Source organism: Amniculibacterium aquaticum (genome assembly GCF_003852705.1).
Lineage (GTDB): Bacteria > Bacteroidota > Bacteroidia > Flavobacteriales > Weeksellaceae > Amniculibacterium > Amniculibacterium aquaticum.
In genome coordinates this window covers 70,012-95,075 of the sequence record NZ_REFA01000007.1, presented here as the reverse complement: position 1 = coordinate 95,075, position 25,064 = coordinate 70,012, and the positions used below count along the sequence as shown (strand labels likewise).

The 25,064-nt window shown below is 39.6% G+C and carries 11 protein-coding genes and 1 tRNA gene; 2 read left to right on the top strand and 10 right to left on the bottom strand.

Annotated elements, in window-relative coordinates; genetic code table 11:
* Window positions 1-39 precede the first annotated feature (39 nt).
* Window positions 40-110, top strand: a tRNA-Gln gene (locus EIY84_RS04655).
* 565 nt (window positions 111-675) lie between these two features.
* Here EIY84_RS04655 and argS read toward each other — a convergent pair.
* The 3 genes from argS to EIY84_RS04640 all read right to left on the bottom strand — a co-directional run bounded on the left by argS (window position 676) and on the right by EIY84_RS04640 (window position 6,929).
* Window positions 676-2,439: an arginine--tRNA ligase gene (gene argS / locus EIY84_RS04650; RefSeq protein WP_124640743.1), complete on the bottom strand. Its 1,764-nt coding sequence runs from the start codon at window positions 2,437-2,439 to the stop codon at window positions 676-678.
* A gap of 77 nt (window positions 2,440-2,516) precedes the next feature.
* The gene (locus tag EIY84_RS04645; protein ID WP_124640742.1) at window positions 2,517-3,962 is read right to left on the bottom strand and encodes a SusD/RagB family nutrient-binding outer membrane lipoprotein; all 1,446 of its coding nucleotides are present in this window, start codon (window positions 3,960-3,962) and stop codon (window positions 2,517-2,519) included.
* A gap of 12 nt (window positions 3,963-3,974) precedes the next feature.
* Entirely contained in the window at window positions 3,975-6,929 is a 2,955-nt protein-coding gene (locus EIY84_RS04640) for a SusC/RagA family TonB-linked outer membrane protein (protein WP_262696902.1), read from the bottom strand.
* Between the two features lie 548 nt (window positions 6,930-7,477).
* Here EIY84_RS04640 and EIY84_RS04635 point away from each other — a divergent pair.
* Complete coding sequence (locus EIY84_RS04635) at window positions 7,478-8,062, top strand: ribonuclease HII (RefSeq protein WP_124640741.1); 585 nt, start codon at window positions 7,478-7,480, stop codon at window positions 8,060-8,062.
* A 198-nt stretch (window positions 8,063-8,260) separates the two neighbouring features.
* On the opposite strand, the gene yidC is transcribed toward EIY84_RS04635, so the two are convergent.
* The 7 genes from yidC to EIY84_RS04600 form a co-directional block, all read right to left on the bottom strand.
* Window positions 8,261-10,066: a membrane protein insertase YidC gene (yidC, locus tag EIY84_RS04630; RefSeq protein ID WP_124640740.1), complete on the bottom strand. Its 1,806-nt coding sequence runs from the start codon at window positions 10,064-10,066 to the stop codon at window positions 8,261-8,263.
* Between the two features lie 341 nt (window positions 10,067-10,407).
* Window positions 10,408-11,490 carry a DNA polymerase IV gene (gene dinB / locus EIY84_RS04625; protein WP_124640739.1) on the bottom strand — a complete coding sequence of 361 codons (1,083 nt, stop codon included), beginning with the start codon at window positions 11,488-11,490 and terminating at the stop codon, window positions 10,408-10,410.
* A 235-nt stretch (window positions 11,491-11,725) separates the two neighbouring features.
* Complete coding sequence (locus EIY84_RS04620) at window positions 11,726-12,028, bottom strand: DUF3467 domain-containing protein (RefSeq protein ID WP_124640738.1); 303 nt, start codon at window positions 12,026-12,028, stop codon at window positions 11,726-11,728.
* 103 nt (window positions 12,029-12,131) lie between these two features.
* The gene (rpoC, locus tag EIY84_RS04615; RefSeq protein WP_124640737.1) at window positions 12,132-16,400 is read right to left on the bottom strand and encodes a DNA-directed RNA polymerase subunit beta'; all 4,269 of its coding nucleotides are present in this window, start codon (window positions 16,398-16,400) and stop codon (window positions 12,132-12,134) included.
* Between the two features lie 67 nt (window positions 16,401-16,467).
* The gene (rpoB, locus tag EIY84_RS04610) at window positions 16,468-20,298 is read right to left on the bottom strand and encodes a DNA-directed RNA polymerase subunit beta (protein WP_124640736.1); all 3,831 of its coding nucleotides are present in this window, start codon (window positions 20,296-20,298) and stop codon (window positions 16,468-16,470) included.
* Between the two features lie 471 nt (window positions 20,299-20,769).
* Window positions 20,770-21,321 (bottom strand): hypothetical protein, encoded by a 552-nt coding sequence (locus EIY84_RS04605; RefSeq protein ID WP_124640735.1) that lies wholly within the window; start codon window positions 21,319-21,321, stop codon window positions 20,770-20,772.
* Between the two features lie 57 nt (window positions 21,322-21,378).
* Complete coding sequence (locus tag EIY84_RS04600) at window positions 21,379-25,002, bottom strand: beta strand repeat-containing protein (protein ID WP_124640734.1); 3,624 nt, start codon at window positions 25,000-25,002, stop codon at window positions 21,379-21,381.
* Between the last annotated feature and the right edge of the window lie 62 nt (window positions 25,003-25,064).

Here is a 25,064-nt window from a genome sequence, read left to right as displayed (position 1 = left end):
ATTGAAAATAGCCGTATATTTGCACCGTTGAAAACAAAGAGACCCATGGTGTAACGGTAGCACACCGGTTTTTGGTACCGTTTGTTGGGGTTCGAATCCCTGTGGGTCTACTTACAACGCTGGAAATAAATTTCCAGCGTTTTTTTTTGCATTCTAGACATCCTTCCGAAGATCAAGAACAAACATTGGGTTTCGCTAAAAGGTCGAATCCTCTGAAGATGAAAATATGAGGTTTAAGACAAGAATTTTAAACGGTATTTAAAATCCGTGTTTTTCCTCTTTTGTCAAAATCAAAATCAGCATACCTTTGGCCTATACTTTCTATTTTCTTCATAACATCAATTGATGTTGAATAAAGCCGACCAAAAGTCGGCTTTATTAATAAATATCCCAATTGATCTTTCGAGTTTTATTTTTATTTAAATACTGCAGTTTTATCAACCGTCAATATTTTTTTTATCACAACAAACCTTAGCCTAACCACCTCAAGCCATTTCACCATTTGTAAGCCCGGAAATTCTAGCCCAGATTGCAGCGGCATCCTTTTGTGGAGCCTAGCGAAACAAAAGATAGAGCGGAAAGCTGGACTGGTCTTGAAAGAAACTCCACCTGTTGAAGCTACAAAAAAAAACCACCCAAAAATGGATGGTTTTGCCTTAAATTTTGAAAAAAAAATTACATTCTATTCACGGTACCGATACCCAGCAACGCCAACGATTTCTGAATGACCGCAGCCGTGAGAAACGAAAGATGAAGTCTGAAATCTATGGTTTTCTGGTCATCGTGATTCAGGATGGGATTGTTTTGATAGAAGGAATTGTACGACTTTACCAAATCATAAACAAAATTGGCCACCAAAGCCGGACTAAGCGCATCCGCTGCTTTTTGTACCACCTCTTTGTAACTGGACAGAAGCAGGAGTACATTTTTCTCAGAAGCATTCAGTACGATGTCCGTAGAACTGCTGAATTCGGTCTTTCCGGACTTGCCAAGCAAAGACTGTATCCTTGCATAGGTGTACTGAATAAACGGCGCCGTATTTCCTTCGAAATCCACTGATTTTTTAGGATCGAAAAGCATTTTCTTTTTAGGATCTACTTTTAGAATAAAATATTTTAGAGCTCCTAAGCCTACCGTTTCATAGGAAGCTTCTTTCTGATCATCGGTCAAGCCTTCTAGCTTGCCCAATTCTTGAGCTTTTTGCTTGGCGGTTTCGTACATTTCCTGCATGAGATCATCGGCATCTACGACGGTACCTTCACGGGATTTCATTTTACCTTCCGGCAACTCGACCATTCCGTAAGACAAATGGTACAAATGATCTGCCCAAGCGTAGCCTAATTTTTTCAGAATCTTAAACAATACTTGGAAATGGTAATCTTGCTCGTTTCCAACCGTATAAATTAATTTTTGAATGTCGTTATCCTTGAATCGCTCCACGGCCGTTCCCAAATCCTGAGTCATGTACACGGAAGTCCCATCACCACGAAGCAGCAGCTTTTGATCCAGGCCTTCATCGGTCAGATCGACCCAAACGGAATTGTCCTCTTTTCTAAAGAAAACACCTTTTTCCAAGCCTTCCTTTATCAGATCTTTTCCTAAAATATAGGTTTGACTTTCGTATTGAATTTGATCGAACTCGACACCCATTCTTTTATAAGTTTCGTTGAAACCGGCATAGACCCAAGCGTTCATGGTTTCCCAAAGTTGTCGCACTTCGGGATCGTTATTTTCCCAATCCAGTAGCATTTTTTGAGTTTCCAACATGATTGGCGCTTGTTTTTTTGCCACTTCTTCTTCGATGCCTTGAGCTTTCAACTCGTTGATTTGGGTTTTGTATTGCTTATCAAATTCCACATAATAATTCCCCACCAATTTATCCCCCTTCAGGTTATTGGTTTGTGGAGTTTCTCCGTTACCAAATTTTTGCCAAGCCAACATGGATTTACAAATGTGCACTCCTCTATCGTTGATGATTTGAGTTTTGATTACATCGTAACCTGCTTCTTTCAGAATTTGAGCTACAGAGAAACCCAAAAGGTTATTTCTAAGATGTCCCAAATGGAGAGGTTTGTTGGTATTGGGTGAAGAGTATTCGACCATCACGGTTTGATTTTTGGGCATCACGGTTCCCAAATCGGTTTTCAAAAATTGAAACTGATCTACAAACAAATTGTTTTTCAGCATTAAATTCAAGAAACCTTTAACCACTTGGTAACCTTCCACATAATTGGTAGCAGTCTTCAAGAACTCTCCCAGCTCATTTCCCAAAGCATCTGGACTTTTTTTCAATAATTTAACCAATGGAAAAATAACAATGGTGAAATCTCCCTCGAAATCGGTTTTATTTTCTTGTACCTCCAGCACAACACCTTCGAGCTGGTACTGTTGAATGAGGATTTCAGAAATTTTCTCTTGTATTTGTAATTTAATGTTCATCTAAATAAAAATATGGGCAAAGATAAAAAATAAAAAACCGCTTCCAAAGAAGCGGTTCGTGGGTATAGATAAAAATATTAAAATTTGTCCCAGAAAATTTTAGTGTAAAGCTTATCTCCGCCAATTGCACTAGAACCTGCATCGTAGTTGGATGGGTTGGTTGTGATCTCCCCTACAGGATACATCAACCTTACAGGTACTTTGTTGTTGGCTTCAGTAACAGCGTTGTTTGCTGGCGCCAATTGAGGATAATCCAATCTACGGTAGAAATTCCATCCTACCAACGGTTGATCGTACATTGCTACCCAAGCTTGCTCACCGATGGATTTTTTCCAGTTTGCAGGATCGTAAGCATTGGTTGCTAAATATGCTGTTGCATCTGCAGCCGTTTTCCCCCATTGTAAGAACGATGCCGTAACTGCGTTATCATACAATGTTGCTGGAGCCCCACCAATCCCCCATCTTGCTGAAGCTTCTGCAAGATAGAAAGCCACCTCTGTATAGTTGAGCATAATACCAGGTGTTGTTTTTGCATAAGCAAAAGTACCTGGAGCAGAGTGTGTAGAGAATGAAGAGTTGTTACCAATTACACCTCCGATATAACTACCGTTTTTCAACTGAAAATAAGCAGATCTTCTAGCATCCGACCTTGCGTTCATATAATCAACCAATGTTTTACCAGCAACATAGTCATTTCTATTAGAAGCCACTAAGTTGGTGTACAACTGACTGTAGTTAGGAGAGTCCGACAGATATTGCAAACCACAGCTGTCCGCAGCACTTGTAAACACACCACCTGCAATGGCAGCTTGGCAAGTAGATTGAGCCAAACCAGGGTTAGAGTCTGCAATAGCAATACCCAATTTTAGCAATAGAGAATTGGCGAATAATTTCCATTTTGCCATATTCCCATTGTAATATTTTTCTCCACTAGAGAAACTGGTGCCTGCAGCATCAATATTAGCAATATCCGCTTGTAACCTTGTGATTAGTTGAGCATAAACGGTTGCTCCATCATCGTATTTAGGAAGCGGAAATTTATCCACATCTAAAGACTCAGAATAAGGCACATTACCATGAGCATCTACCAACAATTGGTAAGAATACACTTGGAGAATATCCAAGATTGCCAATTGATTTTTCTTGGTTGTTGGCCATGTTGCAACTTCATTTGCTGTTGGCTGATATTCGTTCACCAATTTCTTGGCTTGCTCTAGGTTTTTCAAAGATCTTACATACAGATAGTTCCAAACTTGGTCTGCCACTTTTCTGGTAGCGAAGTCGTATCTACTCTCATCTGTATAAGTCGTTTCTTGCCAATACTGCATGGTCAATCTGAAGTTATTAACATTCACATTGGGCGTGGTTACATAGTCCGTTAACTGCTTTTGAGAATAAGTTAACAAAGTTGATGGAACCGTTGTATAATAACTGTTCGGATCTGAATTAATTTCCGTAAGCGCATCATTATCACACGACTGCAATAAGGTAGCGACTAGTATGGTTGTAAATATTTTTTTCATTTTTTTTAAATTTTAGAAGTTCAACTTAACATTGAAAGATATCGTTCTTGTAGTAGGCATTGCACTCGCTTGATACCCTTGTACATTCCCTGCAGAAAGTCCAGTTTCCGGGTCTGCATACGGAAGGTTCTTTTTAATGATCCAAAGATTATTTCCGATTAAGCTAACAGAAGCACCTTTAACAAAAGTATTATCCAATAAAGATTTAGGAATACTATATGTTAAAGCCAACTCTCTTAATTTAATGTATGTTGCGTCATAGACAAACTGAGAGTTAGGATATGCTTGGTAACCAAAAGCACCGGTATTAGAAGCATCAATACGGATATCATTGGCTACATATTGAGGATTGGTAGCCGTACCAATATTTTTCACCCCTGGAAGAATTAGACCACCACCGTCAGCAATTGTGTTACGAACAGGATTTCCTAGGTCATTCATGAAAACTTGATCTACATAAGCACCCGTATTTTGTCCGTAATATTGGTCAAGAGAGAAGATGTCTCCACCTTGTTTCCAATCGATTTGGAATGAAAGAGCGAAATCTTTGTAAGACACTTTGTTTACGATACTTCCAAACCAATCTGCCTGCATGTTACCAATTACAGCATTGGAGTTTGTTTTCAAATACTTACCAGCACTAGAACCCGTAGAGGCAACAATCGGATTTCCGTTGTTATCTCTTACATAATCCGTTCCTTTGATGGTACCAAAATCTTCGTTAAGTGAAGCATTGATCGTAACACCACCTTGGAAAGATCCTAAAGTAATATTCTCTACACCAGAAGCCAATTCTGTGACTTTAGATTTTGGATTGGACCAGTTTAGATCCATTTCCCATTTGAAGTTAGATGTTTTAACAGGTACTAAATTCAACGCTACTTCAAAACCTTTAGATCTCATATTTCCAACATTCTGAACTTTTGAAGTATTCCCTGTAGATGTCGTTACCGGCAATGCTAAGATCTGGTCTTGAGTGTCATTTTGGAACCATGCAACATCAAAACCGATACGGTTTTTGAAGAACTGCATATTCAATCCTACCTCTTTAGCTTTTGTTCTTTCAGGTTTTAAATTTGGATTTTTTGCAGAAGTATTGAACGCATAAGAAGGAGTTCCGAAAGGAGTTGCCACACCATACTGATTCATCAATTGGTTCGCACCCAAGTCATTTCCTACCTCAGCATAAGAAGCTCTTAGTTTAGCAAAAGTTAGAGCATCCCAATCTTTCAACCCCGGCAAGTTGGACAACACGCCAGAGAATGAACCGGAATAATACCAATAATTTCTATTTTCTGAAGGCAAAGCAGAAGAAGTATCGTTTCTTACCGTTCCTTCAACATAGAAGGTTTTGTCCCATCCGAAACTCGCTTGTCCGAAGACACCATAAATTTTCTTAGAAGTATCTGTAATGGACGGCAACGGAGGCGTTGTTGCAGAGTTGGTTACGCTATAAACCCCAGGGATAAACAAGCCACCTTGAGTACTTTGAGAGTTGGAATAGAACTTCTGAACATTGATATTCGTACCCAATAAAGCAGTCAAGCTCAATCTCTTACCCAAGAAATCGTCTTTATAAGTACCGATCAAATCATAGTTGTCTTCTCCTCTTCTTTGGTTCACAACAGCATAACCCGATGGTTGATTTCCTGTTGATGGACCTATTGACATTGCATCCGGCAAGGATCCTACCGCTCTTCTTTCGTCTATGAAATAGGTAAATCCATCGTGAGACATTCTCGCCATCACATTGAATTTTTCATTGATATCGTAGCTAAGGTTGAAGTTACCCGCAAAACGATCCCTTCTGTCCGTTACATAATTTTCATACAATCTGAAGTACGGGTTATCCCAATACAAAGGAGCAATATCCGTTGGAGAGTTGATGTTCCAAGAATAATTTTTCCCTGAGTTCATGTAGAAATTCTTTTGATCCAAGATATCCACATTGGTAGCCCACCATTGTCTGAAGTTACCATTGATACCGTGATATCCGGTAGGGTTTTTCCCCACAGTACCTTGGGAGACATAGGTTGCATATAAATTTGCCGTTAAACCATCCGTCAACTTGTAAGAAGCCGTACCTGTAATGGCATTTTTATTCAATTTCGTATTAGGCAAGATGTCCGTACCGTTTACATTTTGATACGACAATCTAAAAGAAGATTTTTCATCGGCCTTACCAAAAGAAACTGAATTATTATAAGTTACAGCCTTTTCGTACAAATAAGAAGGATCGTGCTCTGCCGCTACCCAAGGAGTTGCAACGCCATAATTAGGCGATCCTGGAAGGAAAGATGTATATTGCCACACCAACTGGTTTGGATTGTAAGGTGCTCCATAAGAAGCATCTTCGTACATTGGAGACATTGGTTGTCCGTTATAATCATCAAATCGAGAATCCGGACCGTAGCTGTAGCCATAGCCATAACCTTGACCGTACACTTTTTGATACACCGGGAAAGTCTCTTTGTTGATCGCTGAAACGGAAATACTCGAACTGAAATCAATTCCTATTTTTCCGGATTTTTTTCCTTTTTTAGTCGTAATAATAATCGCACCGTTTGCCGCTCTAGATCCGTACAACGCTGTTGCAGCTGCACCCTTCAAGACATTCATCTCTGCAATATCGTCCGGGTTGATGTCGGAAATCGTATTTCCAGTATCCACACTTAGAGAAGAACTGTTAATGGAATTAGACACATTGAGCATCGGAGTCCCATCGATCACAAACAAAGGTTGGTTATTTCCCGTCATGGAGCGATAACCACGAAGAGTTACATCCACAGAACCTCCGACATTACCAGAATTTTTAATTTGTAAACCTGCAACCTTACCGGACAAATTGCTTGTAAAGTTGGCTGAAGGTGTTTTGGAAATATCCTCTGTTTTTACGGATTGCGATCCATAACCTAGAGACTGTTTCTCTCTTTTTATACCCAGAGCAGTCACCACCACCCCTTCGATGTCTTTTGTTTTTACGGAATCCTTCTTTTACTGTGCATTTACAACACCAAATACAGAAGTAATCACTACCGCTAAAACACTTGCAGTTATTTTCTTCATATCAATTAATTTATAGGCACAAAAATGAAAAAAATATTTAACATATTCACAACTTTTTGTTAAATTTTATTAAATTATTATATAACAAACCTTCATCAATCGATTAACATGTATTATCAGTAATTTTTAAGTCGTTTTGATTGATTATAAATAAAATTCGGTAAATTTTTAATACAGAAATTGTTAATTTTCAATTTAAAAGATTTAAAGTATTTTCAATATATAAAGCTATTTATTGCATAATTTATTTATTTAATGCGTTTTTTTAGAACCACAACCCTGTGTTATAAACTTTTTAACAAATATTAAACAACTTCCAATCACACACATACATATAAAACATATCAACCACATTGTCGAATATACTTCAATATTTAACAAATCCATTAAAACAATGGGGAACTTTCTCTATTTTTAAATTAATTTTACAACTTAACTTAAACTATAAAATGGGACTACTAAACAGTTGGAGCAATCAATACATAGAAGCGGGATGTGACGAAGTAGGCAGAGGTTGTCTTTGCGGACCGGTTGTGGCAGCTGCAGTAATTGTAGATAAAAAATTTGAATCCCAACTCGTCACCGACTCAAAGAAACTGAGTGCTAAAACACGATTAGAATTGGACAAATACATTAAAGACAACGCTGTTGATTATGCCATAGCCGAGCTTTCGCCTTCTCATATTGATGAGTTCAACATTTTGCAATCGTCCATACACGCCATGCATTTGGCTCTGGACCAGCTAAAAATCCGTCCGGAATTGATATTGGTTGACGGTAACAAATTCCATCCTTACAACTTCATTCCTCACCAATGCATCATAAAAGGAGACTCAAAATTTTTAAGCATCGCTGCAGCTTCTATCATAGCGAAAAATTACAGGGACAACATCATGATCCAACTGCACGATGAATTTCCTGAGTACGACTGGAAAAACAACATGGGATACGCAACGAAAAAACACAGAGAAGCTTTGAAAAAATACGGACCAACCGAACACCATAGGAGATCTTTCCGATTGGACTACGACTAAATTTGAACTTTTAGAACTATCAAAATATTAAAAACCATTCATGATTTTGGTTGCAGTAAAAAATCCTTACAATTAAAGCAAATAAAAAAGAAGCTGACTACAGATATTTTTAAATATTGGTCAATTTATAACGACTCAAAATAAAAACTCCCTGCTAATCTAACAGGGAGTTGCTCTCATATAACAATCAACGATTGTTTATTTCTTTTTATTTTTTTGTTGCTCGTTGTACTTTTGTTGCTCTTGAGCCTGTTCCATCATCTCTCTCATTTTCTTTTGGAACTTACCTTCCTTTTTAGGTTGCGCTTTGTTGGCTTGGATCTGAGCATGGATTTTTTTCTCGTCCAAGATCCAATATTTAATCACCAAAATAATAATGATGTTAATGGCATTGGACACAAAATAATACCAAGACAATCCGGATGGCGCCGAGTTAAGGAAGAAAAAGAAAGTAATGGGGAAAATATACATCAGTACCTTCATATTTGGCATTCCTTCCTGTTGCGGTTGCTGCATTTGTCCAGAAGTCATTACGGTATAAATGAGTATAACCACCGTACACGCAATTGCGAAAATGGAAATATGGTTTCCTATCAATGGGATATTGAATGAAAGCTTTATCAAATCATCATAAGCCGTAAGGTCTTTTACAAACCAAAAACTATCGCCTCTCAATCCAATTAAATTCGGGAACAAACGGAACAATGCATAGAAAATCGGGATCTGGATAAGTGCCGGAAGACATCCTGCCATTTGGTTTACCCCTGCTTTTCTGTACACTTCCATGGTTGCTTGTTGCTTTTTCATAGGATCAGCATCCTTGTATTTGGCATTCACCTCGTCAATTTCTGGACGAATTACCTTCATCATAGCACTCAGTTTGTGCTGCTTGTACATGATGGGAGAAGTGATGAGCTTAACAATAATCGTCAGCATAAAGATCACCCAACCGGCAGCCAATCCCCAAGTTGCGATAAAATCATACACCGGAATAAAGAAAACCCTATTCAGCCAACCGATGAACGACCAACCTAAAGGTAAAATATCTTGAAATTCTTTTCCTTCATACCATTTCAATAAATCCAAATCCAACGGCATAAAGTACCAAGTAAAATCTTGGTTAAACTCGCCTCCGTTCATAGCAACCTGACCTTGGAAATCAAATTTTTTCAAATATTCGCCTTCAGGAAAAGCCTCTTGCTTTCCTTTGGACTGTGTGAAACCTGACTTTGGCTCGATAACCGCCGTGAAGAACTGTTGCTTCACCGCCAACCAATTCAGCGTTTCTTTAGTTTCGTCCATATCGTTTCTACCATCGTAGTCGTATCCGCTGTAATTATCGAAGGCATATCCAAATTCTGTATGTTGCTCTTCTTGTGCACGACCTTTTTCTAAACCTCTCACTTGATAATCCCAAGAAAACTCGGTATGATTATCTGCAGTAACCTGAGATAGCCCTTTGGAATTCACCTTAAAATCTACCGTATATTTTGGTAAAAGAGTATAGATAAATTGCAAAACCGCACCGTTGATGTTGGTCGATAGCGTAACCTTGTTACCCTCCACAACCGGTGTAAAGACCAAATCTTTGGTATTGATGATCTTTCCCGTCTTATCTTTGAACTGGAAACCGTAAGTGGAATTGTTTTTTGAGAATAAATTCAAAGGCAAATCGGCCTCGTCGGTTTTGGTATTGTAGGCTTTGTATTTCAGCAACTCCACCGATGAAATCTGACCTCCCAAACTGGAAAACTCCAAATTCAACTCGTCGTTCTTCAAGTTTACTTTTTGGATATCACTTGCTGCAACGGCAGGATTGATGGTTGCTACCGGTACCGTTGGGTTTCCGGATGCTTGCTTTGCCGTTTTGGCTTCTTTTGCCAGCCTTGCTGCTTCTTCTTTTTGATCCTTAGTTTGGAAATAAAATAAGAATCCCATTAAAATCATGGAGAATACGAAGAAACTGATCAGTTGCTTCTTGTCTAAACCTTTGTTTTGTTCCATTTTAAATATTTAAAATTAAGCCTTTTGACCCGACTTAATAGGTGTTTAAAATTAAAGCGACAAAAATAGCGAATTTTTGATAATAAGTTGTTTTTAATTGTTGAAATTATCGGGTGATGAAGTGATAAAGTAATGCGGTAATGAAGTGATGTGGTGATGAAAGAAGAATAGACAGCCACGCAATACATTCAAAACTTTTATAGAGGGCAAGCCCAGAAGTTGTAGCCCAGATGGGAGCGGCATCCTTTTGCTTTGCCTTGGAATGCGGGTGGGAAGCAAAAGATAGAGCGGACAGCTGGACGGGTCTTGAAAAAAGCGACCCAATTGATGCTCCAAAAAAACTAATCGAACCCTTCGTCGAAGGGAAATTTGAGTTGTACGGAAATTTGTTTTTTCTCGTTGATGTTCAGGTTGGACATGGAGAGCCCCAAGAGGCGCACCGACTTGTTAAAAGGGCGCAGATCCCAGAGTTGCTGCACGATTTCTAAAAAATCTTGCCCATTTTCATAATAGCAGTCTTGTGTCTTGGATCGGGTGAATTGGGTAAAATCTTTGTATTTAATTTTTAGCGTGAGGGATTTGCCTTTTATTTCTTTTTTTTCCAGCCTTTGTTCCAGCTCCTCGCAAAGGATTTTCAGTTGGCTTTTCACTTCGGTATCGTCGGAGATGTCTTCCCAATAGGTGTGTTCTACAGCTACGGATTTTTGCAAACGATTGGCCTTTACCTCGCCTTTGTGTTCACCTCGAACGACATGGTAATAGTAGTAACCGCTTTTCCCGAAATGGCGCATGAGGAAGTCCAGGGATTTTTCCTTGAGCTCTTTCCCGGTAAAAATGTGGTGTTGGTGCATCTTGTTGGCAGTTACTTTCCCTATTCCGTAAAATTTTTCGATGGGCAAGGCTTCCATAAATTCTGCAATCTTATTGGGATGTATGGTTTTTTGTCCGTTGGGTTTGTTGATGTCCGAAGCCACTTTGGCCAAAAATTTATTGATAGAAATCCCTGCCGAAGCGGTGAGACCTGTTTTTTCGAAAATTTTCTGCCGGATTTCTCTGGCAATATCGTTGGCGGAGGCTATTTCTTTTTTGTTTTCGGTCACATCTAGATAGGCTTCGTCCAAGGACAAGGGTTCTACCAAATCGGTGTATTCGTGGAAAATTTCGTGGATTTGTTTTGAGATTTCTTTGTATCGTTGAAATCTGGGCAGGACAAAGATCAGTTGGGGACATTTTTCTTTGGCCTTTTTACTGGGCATGGCAGATCGGACGCCAAATTTTCGAGCTTCGTAGCTGGCTGCAGCTACCACACCACGGTGTTCGCCACCCACAACAATGGGTTTGCCTTTTAGTTCCGGATTGTCGTGTTGCTCCACCGATGCATAAAAAGCATCCATATCAACATGTATGATTTTCCGGTATTTCATCTTGCAAAAATATTGAAATTAGTATAAAAAACGCACGAAATACAAAGAGAGAGGAAAACTTAATGGCTGTAAAATGTACAAAAATGTACAAAAAGAGCATGAAAATTTCATTTACTTTTGCACCCAACAAAACACATATTTCAAATATTAGAAACTAATAACCATTCTCTATTGAAATTAAAAGAAATGCCCCAGCGATTGCTGAGGCATTTTTTATGCGGTAATAAGATGAATCTTACGCGTTTACATTGTTTGCTCCCAATACGAAAGGCTCTACTTCTTTGATCTCTCCGAATTGTTGTTCGTAGTTTGCGATATTTTGTTGAAGCGCATTCAATACTCTTTTAGCGTGCAAAGGAGCTAGGATTACTCTAGATCTTACCGTTGCTTGTTGTACACCCGGCATCATTTGGATGAAATCCAAGATGAATTCAGATGGAGAGTGATTTACTAAAGCTAAGTTACAATATACCCCAGCAGCTACCATTTCGTTAAGTTGAATGTTGATGTTCCCGTCTTGTGGATTTTGATTGTCCATGATAATTTTGTTTAAGTTAAATTTTTATATTAATAATTCTGGTTTCAAGTATGCAAATATATCATTTTACTTGAAACTTGAAACCAGAAATTAAAACTTTTTATTAGTTGATGTCTTCAAACTCTTTGCTTGAACCAACGATTACATTTTGGTAAGTTTTAAGACCTGTACCTGCAGGGATTCTGTGTCCTACAATTACATTCTCTTTCAAGCCGTTTAGGCTATCAACTTTACCGGCTACCGCTGCTTCGTTAAGCACCTTGGTTGTTTCCTGGAAGGACGCTGCAGACATGAAGGACTTGGTTTGTAGAGCGGCTCTTGTAATCCCTTGCAATACCGGAGTTGCGGTTGCAGGAAGCACCTCTCTTACTTGTACCAATTGTAGGTCTTCTCTCTTCAGCTTGGAGTTTTCGTCTCTCAATTCTCTTGCCGTAATCATCTGACCCGGTTGTAGGCTTGTAGAGTCTCCGGCATCTACAACCACCTTCATACCGAAGATGCGGTTGTTGTCTTCCAAGAAATCCAGTTTGTGTTCCAGAGCACCTTCTAAGAATTGTGTATCTCCACCGTCAACGATCAATACTTTGGTCATCATCTGTCTTACGATGATTTCGAAGTGTTTATCGTCAATTTTTACCCCTTGCAAACGGTACACCTCTTGGATCTCGTTTACCAAGTATTCCTGAACGGCTGTTGAACCTTTGATTCTTAGGATATCTTCAGGAGTGATGGATCCGTCTGAAAGTGGAGTTCCCGCTCTCACGAAGTCATTTTCCTGTACTAAGATTTGGTTGGAAAGTTTTACCAAGTAGGTTTTTCTTTCGCCAGTTTTCGCCTCAACGATCAATTCTCGGTTACCTCTCTTGATTTTTCCATACGATACAACGCCATCAATCTCAGTTACTACAGCTGGGTTGGATGGGTTACGCGCTTCGAAAAGTTCGGTAACTCTTGGAAGACCTCCGGTGATATCCCCTGCTTTTGCAGACTTTCTTGGGATCTTGATCAAAATTTTACCGGCTTTGATTTTCTCACCGTCGTTTACCATAAGGTGGGCCCCTACAGGTAAGTTGTATCCTTTTTGTTCAACACCTTTAGAATCTACAACTTTAAGCGTTGGTACGGCTTTTTTATTTCTAGATTCGGAGATTACTTTTTCTTCGAAACCGGTTTGTTCGTCGATTTCCAATTGGAAAGAAACCCCTTGGATGATGTCTTCGTACTCAATTTTACCAGAAGTTTCTGCGATGATTACCGCGTTATACGGATCCCACTTACAGATCACATCACCTTTTTTCACCTTATCGCCTGGTTTAACAGAGATTTCGGCACCGTAAGGGATGTTGGCCACCATCAATGGAGTTCTGGACTCGCTATCCGTTACCAAACGGAATTCAGTTGAACGAGAGATTACCACCTCACGAACATTTCCAAATTCGTCTTCGGAAGCGATTGTTCTAAGTTCGTCCATTTCCACGATACCGTCTCTTCTGGCAACGATGGAAGGATTAACAGAGACATTCCCCGCGGTACCCCCTTGGTGGAAGGTTCTTAGGGTAAGCTGTGTACCCGGTTCCCCGATGGATTGTGCTGCGATAACCCCAACGGCTTCCCCCATGTGGATAGGTTTACCTGTTGCCAAGTTTCTACCGTAGCATTTCGCACAGATCCCTTTTTTGGCCTCGCAAGTTAATGGAGATCGTACTTCTACGGCATCAATTCCGGCTTCTTCAATTGCTTTAGCCAACTCTTCGTTGATGATAGAGTCTGCGTGGCAAAGGATTTCGTCCGATTCTGGATCGTAGATATCGTGTAGGGATACTCTACCCAAGATTCTTTCAGAAAGTTTTTCAACGATTTCGTCATTTTTCTTCAGTGGAGTAATTTCAGTACCTCTTAGTGTACCGCAATCGTCTTCTGTAATGATAACATCTTGTGCTACATCCACCAATCTTCTGGTTAAGTAACCTGCATCGGCAGTTTTAAGAGCGGTATCCGCAAGACCTTTTCTCGCACCGTGGGTAGAGATAAAGTACTCCAAGATGGAAAGACCTTCCTTAAAGTTTGCCACAATTGGGTTTTCGATAATTTCGGCACCCACAGCACCCGCTTTTTGTGGTTTTGCCATCAAACCTCTCATACCGGACAACTGACGGATCTGTTCTTTAGACCCCCTCGCACCAGAGTCAAGCATCATATAAACGGAATTGAAACCACCTTGATCGGTTTTCATTCTACCCATAATCATTTCGGTAAGTCCGGCATTGGTATTGGTCCAAACATCAATTACCTGGTTGTATCTTTCGGTGTCTGTAATAAGACCCATGTTATAGTTTCCTGTAATTTCAGTAACGGTTTCAACCGCTTTGGCAATCATTCCTTTTTTCTCTTCAGGAACTACAATATCTCCGAGTGAGAAGGAAAGACCACCTTTGAAAGCGTTAGAATATCCTAAGTCTTTCATTTCGTCCAAGAATTTCACGGTAGTTGGGAAATCGGTTTCGGCCAAGATTCTACCAATGACATTTCTAAGTGACTTTTTGGTCAACAATTCATCGATGTATCCTACTTGTTTAGGAACGATTTGGTTAAACAAAATTCTACCCACAGTAGTTGGGATTAATTTCGTTACCAATTCTCCGTTTTCATCCTTCACAGGAAGTTTACATCTCACTTTTGCGTTTAGGGAAACTTGCCCTTCAGCATAAGCGATTTCTACTTCTTCTGGGGAATAGAAAGCAAGACCTTCGCCTTTCACTTTCATGGTTTCTGTAGAATCCAATTGTTTGGTCATGAAGTAAAGACCCAAAACCATGTCCTGAGAAGGTACCGTAATTGGCGATCCGTTCGCAGGGTTCAGGATGTTTTGAGAACCTAACATCAATAACTGAGCTTCCAAAATTGCTTCTGGACCTAATGGCAAGTGTACCGCCATCTGGTCACCATCGAAGTCGGCGTTGAATGCCGTAGTTACCAACGGGTGAAGTTGGATGGCTTTACCTTCGATCATCTTAGGTTGGAATGCTTGAATACCAAGTCTGTGAAGTGTAGGTGCCCTGTTCAATAGAACCGGATGACCTTTCATCACATTTTCTAAGATATCATAAACAACAGGTTCTTTTCTGTCGATGATTCTTTTTGCTGATTTTACCGTTTTTACAATTCCTCTTTCAATTAGTTTTCTAATGATAAACGGTTTGTAAAGCTCGGCAGCCATGTCTTTTGGAAGACCACATTCGTGCAATTGCAAGCTTGGTCCAACGACAATTACGGAACGAGCAGAATAATCTACCCTTTTCCCTAGTAAGTTCTGACGGAAACGACCTTGTTTCCCTTTTAGGGAATCGGATAAAGATTTCAACGGTCTGTTGGATTCTGACTTCACTGCAGAAGATTTTCTGGTGTTGTCGAACAATGAATCTACCGATTCCTGAAGCATACGCTTCTCGTTTCTTAGGATTACTTCTGGAGCTTTAATCTCCAACAATCTCTTCAAACGGTTATTTCTGATGATTACCCTACGGTAAAGATCGTTCAAATCTGATGTTGCAAAACGACCACCGTCCAACGGTACCAACGGTCTTAGTTCTGGTGGGATAACAGGAAGAACACGCATCACCATCCATTCTGGGCGGTTGATCATTCTGGTGTTGGCGCCTCTTAGGGCTTCAACAACATTCAGTCTTTTTAAAGCTTCTGTTCTTCTTTGTTTGGATCCTTCGTTGTGTGCTTTGTGTCTTAGTTCGAAAGACAAGGCATCCAGATCGATTCTTTTCAACAATTCCTCGATGGCTTCAGCACCCATTTTGGCGATGAATTTATTAGGATCGCTATCGTCCAAATATTGGTTCTCGATTGGAAGGGTATCCATGATGTCCAAATATTCTTCCTCGGTAAGGAATTCCATTGGGTCGAAATCTGAACCGTCGGCTTTTTTAGCTATACCTTGTTGTACCACTACATATCTTTCGTAGTAGATGATCATGTCCAATTTCTTGGAAGGCAAACCTAAAAGGTAACCAATTTTGTTAGGTAAAGAACGGAAGTACCAGATGTGAGCTACCGGCACTACCAAATTGATGTGCCCAACTCTTTCTCTTCGTACTTTTTTCTCGGTTACTTCTACCCCACAACGATCGCAGACAATCCCCTTGTAACGGATTCTCTTGTACTTTCCGCAAGCACATTCGTAGTCTTTGATGGGACCGAATATTTTTTCGCAGAACAAACCGTCTCTTTCCGGTTTGTGAGTTCTATAGTTAATCGTTTCCGGTTTTAGGATTTCTCCTCTGGATTCCTGTAAAATGGATTCCGGAGATGCTAGACCGATCGTGATTTTTGTAAATCTGCTTGATTTATTTTTATTTGACATAACTTTTTTAATTTTGAATTATAAATTTTAAATTTTAGATTAAATTTTCTTTAACAAAAAATTAAAATTATTCCTCAAGTCTTACATCAAGTCCAAGACCTTGCAATTCGTGAAGTAATACATTGAAAGATTCCGGAATACCAGGTTCTGGCATTGCTTCCCCTTTTGCAATGGCTTCATAAGTCTTGGCTCTACCCATAACATCATCGGATTTAACCGTTAAGATTTCTCTTAGGATGTTGGATGCTCCAAATGCTTCTAGAGCCCAAACCTCCATCTCTCCGAAACGCTGACCACCGAATTGAGCCTTACCTCCTAACGGTTGTTGCGTAATCAATGAGTATGGCCCGATGGAACGAGCGTGCATTTTATCATCTACCATGTGTCCCAGTTTCAACATATAGATTACCCCAACAGTTGCAGGTTGTGTAAATCTTTCTCCTGTACCACCATCGTAAAGGTGAGTGGATCCAAATTTCGGCACTCCGGCTTGTTCTGTATATTCGGTAATTTGCTCTAAGCTAGCTCCGTCAAAGATTGGTGTTGCGAACTTCAAGCCCATGTTTTTACCGGCCCAACCTAGTACGGTTTCGTAGATCTGTCCAATGTTCATACGAGAAGGTACCCCTAGTGGATTCAGAACGATATCTACCGGTGTTCCATCTTCTAGGAATGGCATATCTTCTTCACGAACGATTCTCGAAACGATACCTTTGTTACCGTGACGACCCGCCATTTTATCTCCTACATTCAGTTTTCTTTTCTTCGCGATATACACTTTGGCCAACTTCATGATACCTGCTGGCAATTCGTCCCCGATGGAAATAGCAAATTTCTCACGGTTTTTAACTCCGGAAATATCGTTGAATTTGATTTTATAGTTGTGGATCAATTGGTTGATCAAGTCGTTTTTGTCTTGGTCTACAGTCCAATCCAATCCGGAGATGTTCGCATAATCCTCAACAGATTGAAGCAACTTCAAGGTAAACTTTGCACCTTTACCGATTACTTCTTCTTCAAGATCGTTTTTCACACCTTGGGAAGTTTTTCCGCTTACCAAAGTATTCAATTTTTCGATCAAGGTATTTCTTAGCTCGGTAAATTGAACTTTGAATTTGTTTTCAATTTCTTCAAGTTTCAATTTTTCCTCGGCTCTTTTCTTTTTGTCTTTGATGTTTCTGGAGAACAATTTCTTGTTGATTACTACCCCTCTTAGAGACGAGTCTGCTTTTAGGGAAGCATCTTTAACATCACCTGCTTTGTCACCAAAGATGGCACGAAGCAATTTTTCTTCCGGAGTTGGGTCGGACTCTCCTTTTGGAGTGATCTTACCAATCATGATGTCACCAGGTTTCACTTCGGCACCGATACGGATCATACCGTTTTCGTCCAAGTCTTTGGTGGCTTCTTCGGAAATGTTCGGGATATCGGAAGTCAATTCTTCCATACCCAATTTGGTATCTCTAACTTCTAATGAATATTCATCAACATGGATAGAGGTGAACCAGTCTTCGCGAACTACTTTTTCGTTAATTACGATCGCATCCTCGAAGTTGTACCCCTTCCAAGGCATGAAGGCCACTACTAAGTTTCTACCCAATGCCAATTCTCCGTTTTCGGTCGCGTAACCGCCACAAAGAACCTGACCTTTTTCTACCGTTTCTCCAACTCTTACAATTGGTTTCAAAGTAATGGTGGTCGATTGATTGGTTTTTCTGAATTTCGGCAAGAAATAAGTTTTCGTTGCGGACTCGAATTGTACCAAATCTTCATCTTCGGTTCTGTCGTATTTGATGGTAATCTTTTCAGCATCTACATACTCAACAATACCTGTTCCTTCAGCATTGATCAATACTCTAGAGTCTGCGGCAACTTGTTTTTCCAATCCTGTACCTACGATTGGAGCTTCAGGCTTTAACAACGGTACTGCCTGACGCATCATGTTAGATCCCATCAATGCACGGTTCGCATCATCGTGCTCCAAGAATGGGATTAGAGATGCTGAAATACCCGAGATTTGGTTAGGAGCTACATCGACCAGGTCAACTTGGCTACCGTTAACAACCGGATAATCACCATCCAATCTTGCGATAATTCTATCGGTTTCAAATTCACCTTTATCGGACATTTCCACATTCGCCTGTGCGATTACTTTACCTTCTTCATCTTCAGCATTTAGGTAAATTGGAGCGTCATTAAGATTTACTTTTCCGTTTTCTACTGTTCTATATGGAGTTTCGATAAAACCAAGGTTGTTGATTTTTGCGAAAAGCCCCAATGAAGAGATCAAACCAATGTTTGGTCCTTCAGGAGTTTCGATCGGACAGATACGGCCGTAGTGCGTATGGTGAACATCTCGCACCTCGAAGCCGGCTCTTTCTCTTGATAAACCACCAGGTCCTAGAGCCGAAAGTCTTCTCTTGTGAGTCACTTCGGACAATGGGTTGGTTTGGTCCATGAACTGAGAAAGCTGGTTGGTACCAAAGAAGGAGTTGATAACAGAGGTTAGTGTTTTTGCATTTACCAAATCTACCGGAGTGAAGATTTCGTTGTCACGAACATTCATTCTCTCGCGGATGGTTCTAGCAATTCTAGAAAGACCAACACCAAACTGTCCTGCCAACTGCTCTCCAACGGTTTTAATCCTTCTGTTGGAAAGGTGGTCGATATCGTCCACTTCCGCTTTAGAATTCACCAATTCGATCAAGTGACGAACGATTGCGATGATGTCATCTTTTGTAAGAACTTCTGTTGAAGTTGGAATATTAAGACCCAATTTCTTGTTCAAACGGTAACGACCTACTTCACCTAGAGAGTATCTTTGTTCGGAGAAGAATAATTTTTCGATAATTCCTCTTGCAGTTTCCTCATCTGGCGGATCGGCATTTCTTAACTGTCTATAGATGTACTCTACCGCTTCTTTTTCGGAGTTGGTAGGGTCTTTTTGTAGTGTATTTTGGATGATGGAGAATTCTCCTGAATTTTCTTTGTGGATCAAGATGGTTTTAACACCGGCTTCCAAGATCAAATCCAAGTGTTCTTTTTCAAGAACGGTCTCTCTATCCAAGATAATCTCATTTCTTTCGATGGATACTACCTCTCCGGTATCTTCATCTACGAAATCTTCAAACCATGTATTCAAAACTCTTGCAGCCAAAACGCGACCTTCAACTTTTTTAAGGGCAGCTTTGGATACTTTTATTTCTTCAGCCAAGTCGAAAATCTGAAGGATGTCTTTATCCGACTCGTAACCGATGGCTCTAAGCAATGTAGTTAAAGGTAATTTTTTCTTTCTGTCGATATAGGCGTACATTACGCTGTTGATATCGGTTGTAAATTCCATCCAAGAACCTTTGAAAGGGATAATTCTGGAATAATACAATTTGGTACCGTTGGCGTGATAAGTCTGACCAAAGAAAACCCCTGGAGAACGGTGTAACTGTGTTACCACTACCCTTTCGGCACCGTTAATGATGAAAGATCCAGAAGGGGTCATGTACGGAACCGGACCTAAGTAAACATCTTGAATTACGGTTTGGAATTCTTCGTGTTCAGGGTCGGTACAATACAATTTCAATCTCGCCTTTAAAGGCACAGAGTAGGTTAGTCCTCTTTCCACACATTCGTTGATGGAATAACGAGGAGAGTCTACCAAATAATCTAGAAATTCTAATACGAATTGGTTTCTAGAGTCGGAAATTGGGAAGTTTTCTTCGAAAGTTTTGTATAGCGCTTCGTTTTTTCTAGCGTCTGGAAGTGTATCCAATTGGAAAAATTCCTTGAACGATTCGATCTGAATATCCAAGAAATCCGGAGTGATCACTTTTCCTTTCACGGCTGAGAAATTTACACGCTCGTGTTTTCTTTCGCTTTGCTGAGTTTTTGTTGTTTTACTCATAAAAATTTAAGAAAGTGGGGTTAAAAAATATTTTGATTTCACTAAAAAATATCAGAAACTCTATTTGAATAAAATATAAAATTAAAATTCTAGCTTTCTAAGATTGGATCGGTTGATTTTTGGCGCAATCAGAATTTTCCGTTTCTTATGATCTTTAGAATTTTAATTAAATAATTAAAAAAATATGATTTCTAAGTGCAACACCGGTATATCTTTTCACGATGTAGTGCAAAATATTTTTCTTGAATTTTTGCTTTGGGCGATAAAAGGACATAGATCCCTAAAACACGAAATCCCTTCCGGATCTACCGAAAGAGTTGAATTTCAATATTTTACTGATTTACAAACAATTATTAGCGCCAAAAGGAGTGCAAATTTAGGAAAATTAATTCATTTCCACAAGTAAAAAACCATCTCCGAAGAGATGGTTCTGTTATAAAATTTTGTTAAAAATAAATTTAACTAAGTCGCTTACGGCTTCCAGAAGCTCCAAACTTTACCGTTGAAAACAGCGAGTTGTTTTGTGGTGGCGTCGTAAACCATTACACCCGGTTCTGGGTTGATGATGTTCTGGTGTGGACTTGGAACTTTTGGTAAAATCATGGCCTTGTTGGCGTCTTCCAGAACTAAAATTCCGGGAGTTGCTGTTGGGGTTCCAATCGCAGCCTTTGCATCAGGCTTGTCCGTTAATGATGCCTGAAGTGTGATGTTCACCACTCCTGTGGTATCGTAATTCGCCTGTCCGTCAACGGTTGTGGTTTCATTTTTTGTTAAATTAAACCAGCTTCCGTCAGCTTTACGGTACTTCATGATTTTATCACTAGTATCAAATAAAATGGTTCCCTGTTGCATATTGGTTTGTGGTGTTGCCCAAGGAACGATAATTCCTCTTGCTTGCCCTGCTACATAATCTCCGAATTCAAGTGAAACGGAAGTATTGGTTACCGATGACTTTCCGATCGCTACCTGCGCAAATGCGCAAGTAGATACCGTAAGTGTTAGTAATGCTATAATGTTTTTCATTTTGTCTTTTGTTTTAATTTTTTTTGTTGAATTAAAATTTTAACCTTTTAAATCTAATTATGGGCAAGCCGGTGTTGAGTAACAAGACCAAACTGTTCCGTTGTAGATTTTCAAACACTGTGCTGTAGTATCGAATACCATCATTCCTTCCACAGGGTTGGCGATATCTGTGGTAGGGTTCGCCACTCTGTTCACTACAAATCCTTTGGTTTTGGCTTCAAGAACTGTCCAAGCACTTTGTCTTACCATTGGCCAGTTGCTGTTGTCGGCTCCTGCTCTGCCTAATGCCGTGATACCGTGGTTTGAAGGTACGGCTGTTACGGAAGTGACAGGAAGTTTATAGCAATATCCTGCAAGTGCATCTAAGCTGGTTAAATACAATGTTGCCTGATCACATGCTTGAGGCGTGCCGTTATCGCAAATTGTGTAAGGTACTACTACAGTTCCTACAAATGTTGCATTCGGTACGAAACTGTAAGTTCCGTCTGAATTAAGAGTCAATGCTCCCACTCCAGGAATGTTCGTTGCTGAGCCGATTGTTATAGCGGTTGTTGTTCCTCCGAAACTTGCGCTTGCTGCAGTAACTGCAGAAGTGTTTCCTTCAGGATCAGTATCATTTGTTTTCACATTTCCTGTCATTGAAGATCCTTTCGGAGCGGTATTCGCATCGTCGTTTGCATAGGTATTGTTTACTCCTGCAACATTAGGATATACTGTGATATTGATATCCGCAGTACTTGTTCCGCCGTTTCCGTCAGAAACTGTATAACTGATTGGGTTTACTGTTCCGACAAATCCTGCAGCCGGTACAAAAGCGTAGGTTCCGTTTGCATTCAACGTTATAGTTCCTGCATTTGCAACAGGGTTTCCTGCTGCATCTATTCCTGAAACCACTGTCGCAGTGCCCAAAGTTACACTAGTTCCTGTCTGAACGATAGTAAGCATATTTCCGTCCGGATCGCTGTCATTGGATAATGCATTGGAAGAAACTGGAGTTCCTGATTCTGTGGCCGCAGTATCATTCTGAGCAATTGGATTGTCATTTGATGTTGTATTCACCGATGGAATTACGGAAATTTCCAACGTTGCCGTATCTGTACTTCCAACTGAATTTACCGCAGTGTAATTTACCGGAACTGTTCCTGTAAATACTGTTGCCGGCGTAAAAGTATAGGTTCCATCCGCATTCAAAATCATTGATCCTGCCAATGTTCCTGTTGAAGTGTAAACTTGTGTTGCAGTTCCCAATGGAAGAGGAACGGTTGCTCCTGCAGCATTAATATACGTTGCAGACTGAACTGTAATTGTACTTCCGGCTTCATCATTCGTCAATACATTTCCTGAAACTGGGGTGTTTATTGGCGTCTGGTTGATGTCGTTAACAGCATCAATGAAACATACCGTAACCAAAGCATCCTGAGAACTGCCTAATCCCTGTCCTACATCTGAACCTACATCTGCCAGTCCGCCCGCATTTACCAAATTAGGAACTCCGTTTGCATTTACTGAAAGTGTTCCCGTTCCATTTGCACCAACATTAATTGCACCAGATGCAGACAAATGTGTAGCCAAAACGTTTTCGTCTCCTTCTATAGCATCCGGACAACCATCTCCGTCACTATCTAAATCTAAATAATCAGGAGTTCCATCATTATCTGTATCCCTACAACCTTCAACTTTACCGTCATCAAAATTAGCATCATTATTCATATAACCAACGAATGAATATGTACCAGGAGTTAGTGTTACAGTTCTTTTTACAAAAACCCAAGGAGCAATCTCACTTCCGCCAATTGCAGAAATTGCAATTGATCCCGATGTGTCAACCAAAGTACCCCCAATGCCATTTGAACCAGTATATATAGACAAGCTAGCATTTCCATAGACATTATCTCTAGAAGAAAAATACCCAGAATAAGTAACAGTGGTTGTGCTAGGAATTGTAAATACTTGATAGAAACTATTAGATCCATTTGTAATATCTAGATAATGCTGAAGAACCCCAGCTCCAGTTGAAGGGTCAGCATCTTCAAAAGGACCGCTACTACCATAATCATAACCTCCAGCTCCATCTACTTGTACAACGTTAGCAGCATTACCAGGTCCTAGTATCCACGGAGCTATAGAAACGCCAATATTATTACCATTTGACAAACCAGATATATTTTCAAATCCAGAAAGTTGTAAAATATTTCCACATTCTGCAGTATCTAAAATACCATCATTGTCATCATCTAAATCTGTAGAATCTGGCACCCCATCACCATCAGAGTCTAATGGCACTGTAACAGTAACTTTTGCAGGCTCACAACTTGAAGGAATACTAATCCTACATATTCCATACACAATAGTATAAACTCCAGCTGGTGTACCAGCTGCTACAGAAACTATACCAGATGTGTTTAAGGTTACTCCAGAATTGGTGCTAGATACTTGTGTAATGGTAACATTAGAAGTAGTGGCTGCTGCACCATCAAATTGCTCAAAATCATTTGCTAAAACATTGGTGGCAGAAGAACTGCCTGCAAAAATTGTGAACGCATCATCATTTGCCTGGGGTGGAAATGTACCGTCTATATTAGGACAAACACCAATATTAGTTACCAAAGGTGCAGAACAGTTTGCAGCTGCTATACAATCAAAAGTAACATTTGCTCCAGCTTGTGTAGTGGTAGTGCCAGTAGAAGTAACATAAGTAGGGGTAGCATTAAAAACGAGTGATGATACACCACCAGTCTTTTTAAAATCTAGATTAGGACCTACATTTGCAGTATTATTTGTTAATATAGTTGCTACTTCAAAATATCCTTTCTTTGAGGAACTGCTTGGTCCTCTTAACCAGCCATCACCTTGATAGGTGTTAAATTTTACAAGACCTTCATTATAAATAGTACTAGTTGTGCCATTATTATTGGTTGATCCTCTAGAATCTAGAATTCCATAATTTTCAAAACTACTGCCAGTTGGTAAATCTAAACTACCACCACTACCGGAAGTTGAAACATTAAAATTCCCAGTATTGATTACCCTACCACCGCCTAGATCAAACCCATTAGAAGAGTTTATGGTACCACAATTTATGTAAGTGCTGGTTGCGTTATTGTTATAACTTAGTCCAATATTGATGGTTTGCCAGTTTCTAAAAGTAGTGTTTCCTTCAATATTAATGTTGGATCCAATCGTAAGAGTGCCATAATTATCAACAATGTTTGTAGCGCCACTATCTTGAAATTGTAAAGCGTTTACTTGCATCGTTCCAAAGTTATTTAATGTATTATTTGAACCACCATTGAAACTAAAGTTATTGTTGCCAGTGCTTCCTGCTTTCAAAAGACCATTTGATTGAATATTAATGGTTAGATTAGCATCAATATTAGTGGTTTGATTAAAATGCAATGTACCACCAATTTCAAATGTAATGTTATCACCAGTAGTTGTTGTTACATCATTTTGAATAATTACAGTAACACCTGGTGCTACACATATTTTACTGTTGTTTTCAAATGTTACATCTCCAAGAGTTGTATTAGTAGTAAAACAAACAGTACTATTAGCAGGAAATGTATAATTGCCAGATGATACTGGGTTTGTTACTGTACAACCTGTACATTGTGAGTAATAATTTGCAGAAAATATTAAGGTTAATATCAACGCAAAAATTTTAGAAAAATTTGTTATCATTGTTGTTTTTGTATATTATTATATGAGGTGTTTAAATTTTAATGAAATTAAAAATCTAAACA

Bases quoted from the DNA above. Each gene is read 5' to 3' on its own strand.
- argS (WP_124640743.1), bottom strand. From the start codon at position 2,439: ATGAACATTAAATTACAAATACAAGAGAAAATTTCTGAAATCCTCATT.
- EIY84_RS04645 (WP_124640742.1), bottom strand. From the start codon at position 3,962: ATGAAAAAAATATTTACAACCATACTAGTCGCTACCTTATTGCAGTCG.
- EIY84_RS04635 (WP_124640741.1), top strand. From the start codon at position 7,478: ATGGGACTACTAAACAGTTGGAGCAATCAATACATAGAAGCGGGATGT.
- yidC (WP_124640740.1), bottom strand. From the start codon at position 10,066: ATGGAACAAAACAAAGGTTTAGACAAGAAGCAACTGATCAGTTTCTTC.
- dinB (WP_124640739.1), bottom strand. From the start codon at position 11,490: ATGAAATACCGGAAAATCATACATGTTGATATGGATGCTTTTTATGCA.
- EIY84_RS04620 (WP_124640738.1), bottom strand. From the start codon at position 12,028: ATGGACAATCAAAATCCACAAGACGGGAACATCAACATTCAACTTAAC.
- rpoC (WP_124640737.1), bottom strand. From the start codon at position 16,400: ATGTCAAATAAAAATAAATCAAGCAGATTTACAAAAATCACGATCGGT.
- rpoB (WP_124640736.1), bottom strand. From the start codon at position 20,298: ATGAGTAAAACAACAAAAACTCAGCAAAGCGAAAGAAAACACGAGCGT.
- EIY84_RS04605 (WP_124640735.1), bottom strand. From the start codon at position 21,321: ATGAAAAACATTATAGCATTACTAACACTTACGGTATCTACTTGCGCA.
- EIY84_RS04600 (WP_124640734.1), bottom strand. From the start codon at position 25,002: ATGATAACAAATTTTTCTAAAATTTTTGCGTTGATATTAACCTTAATA.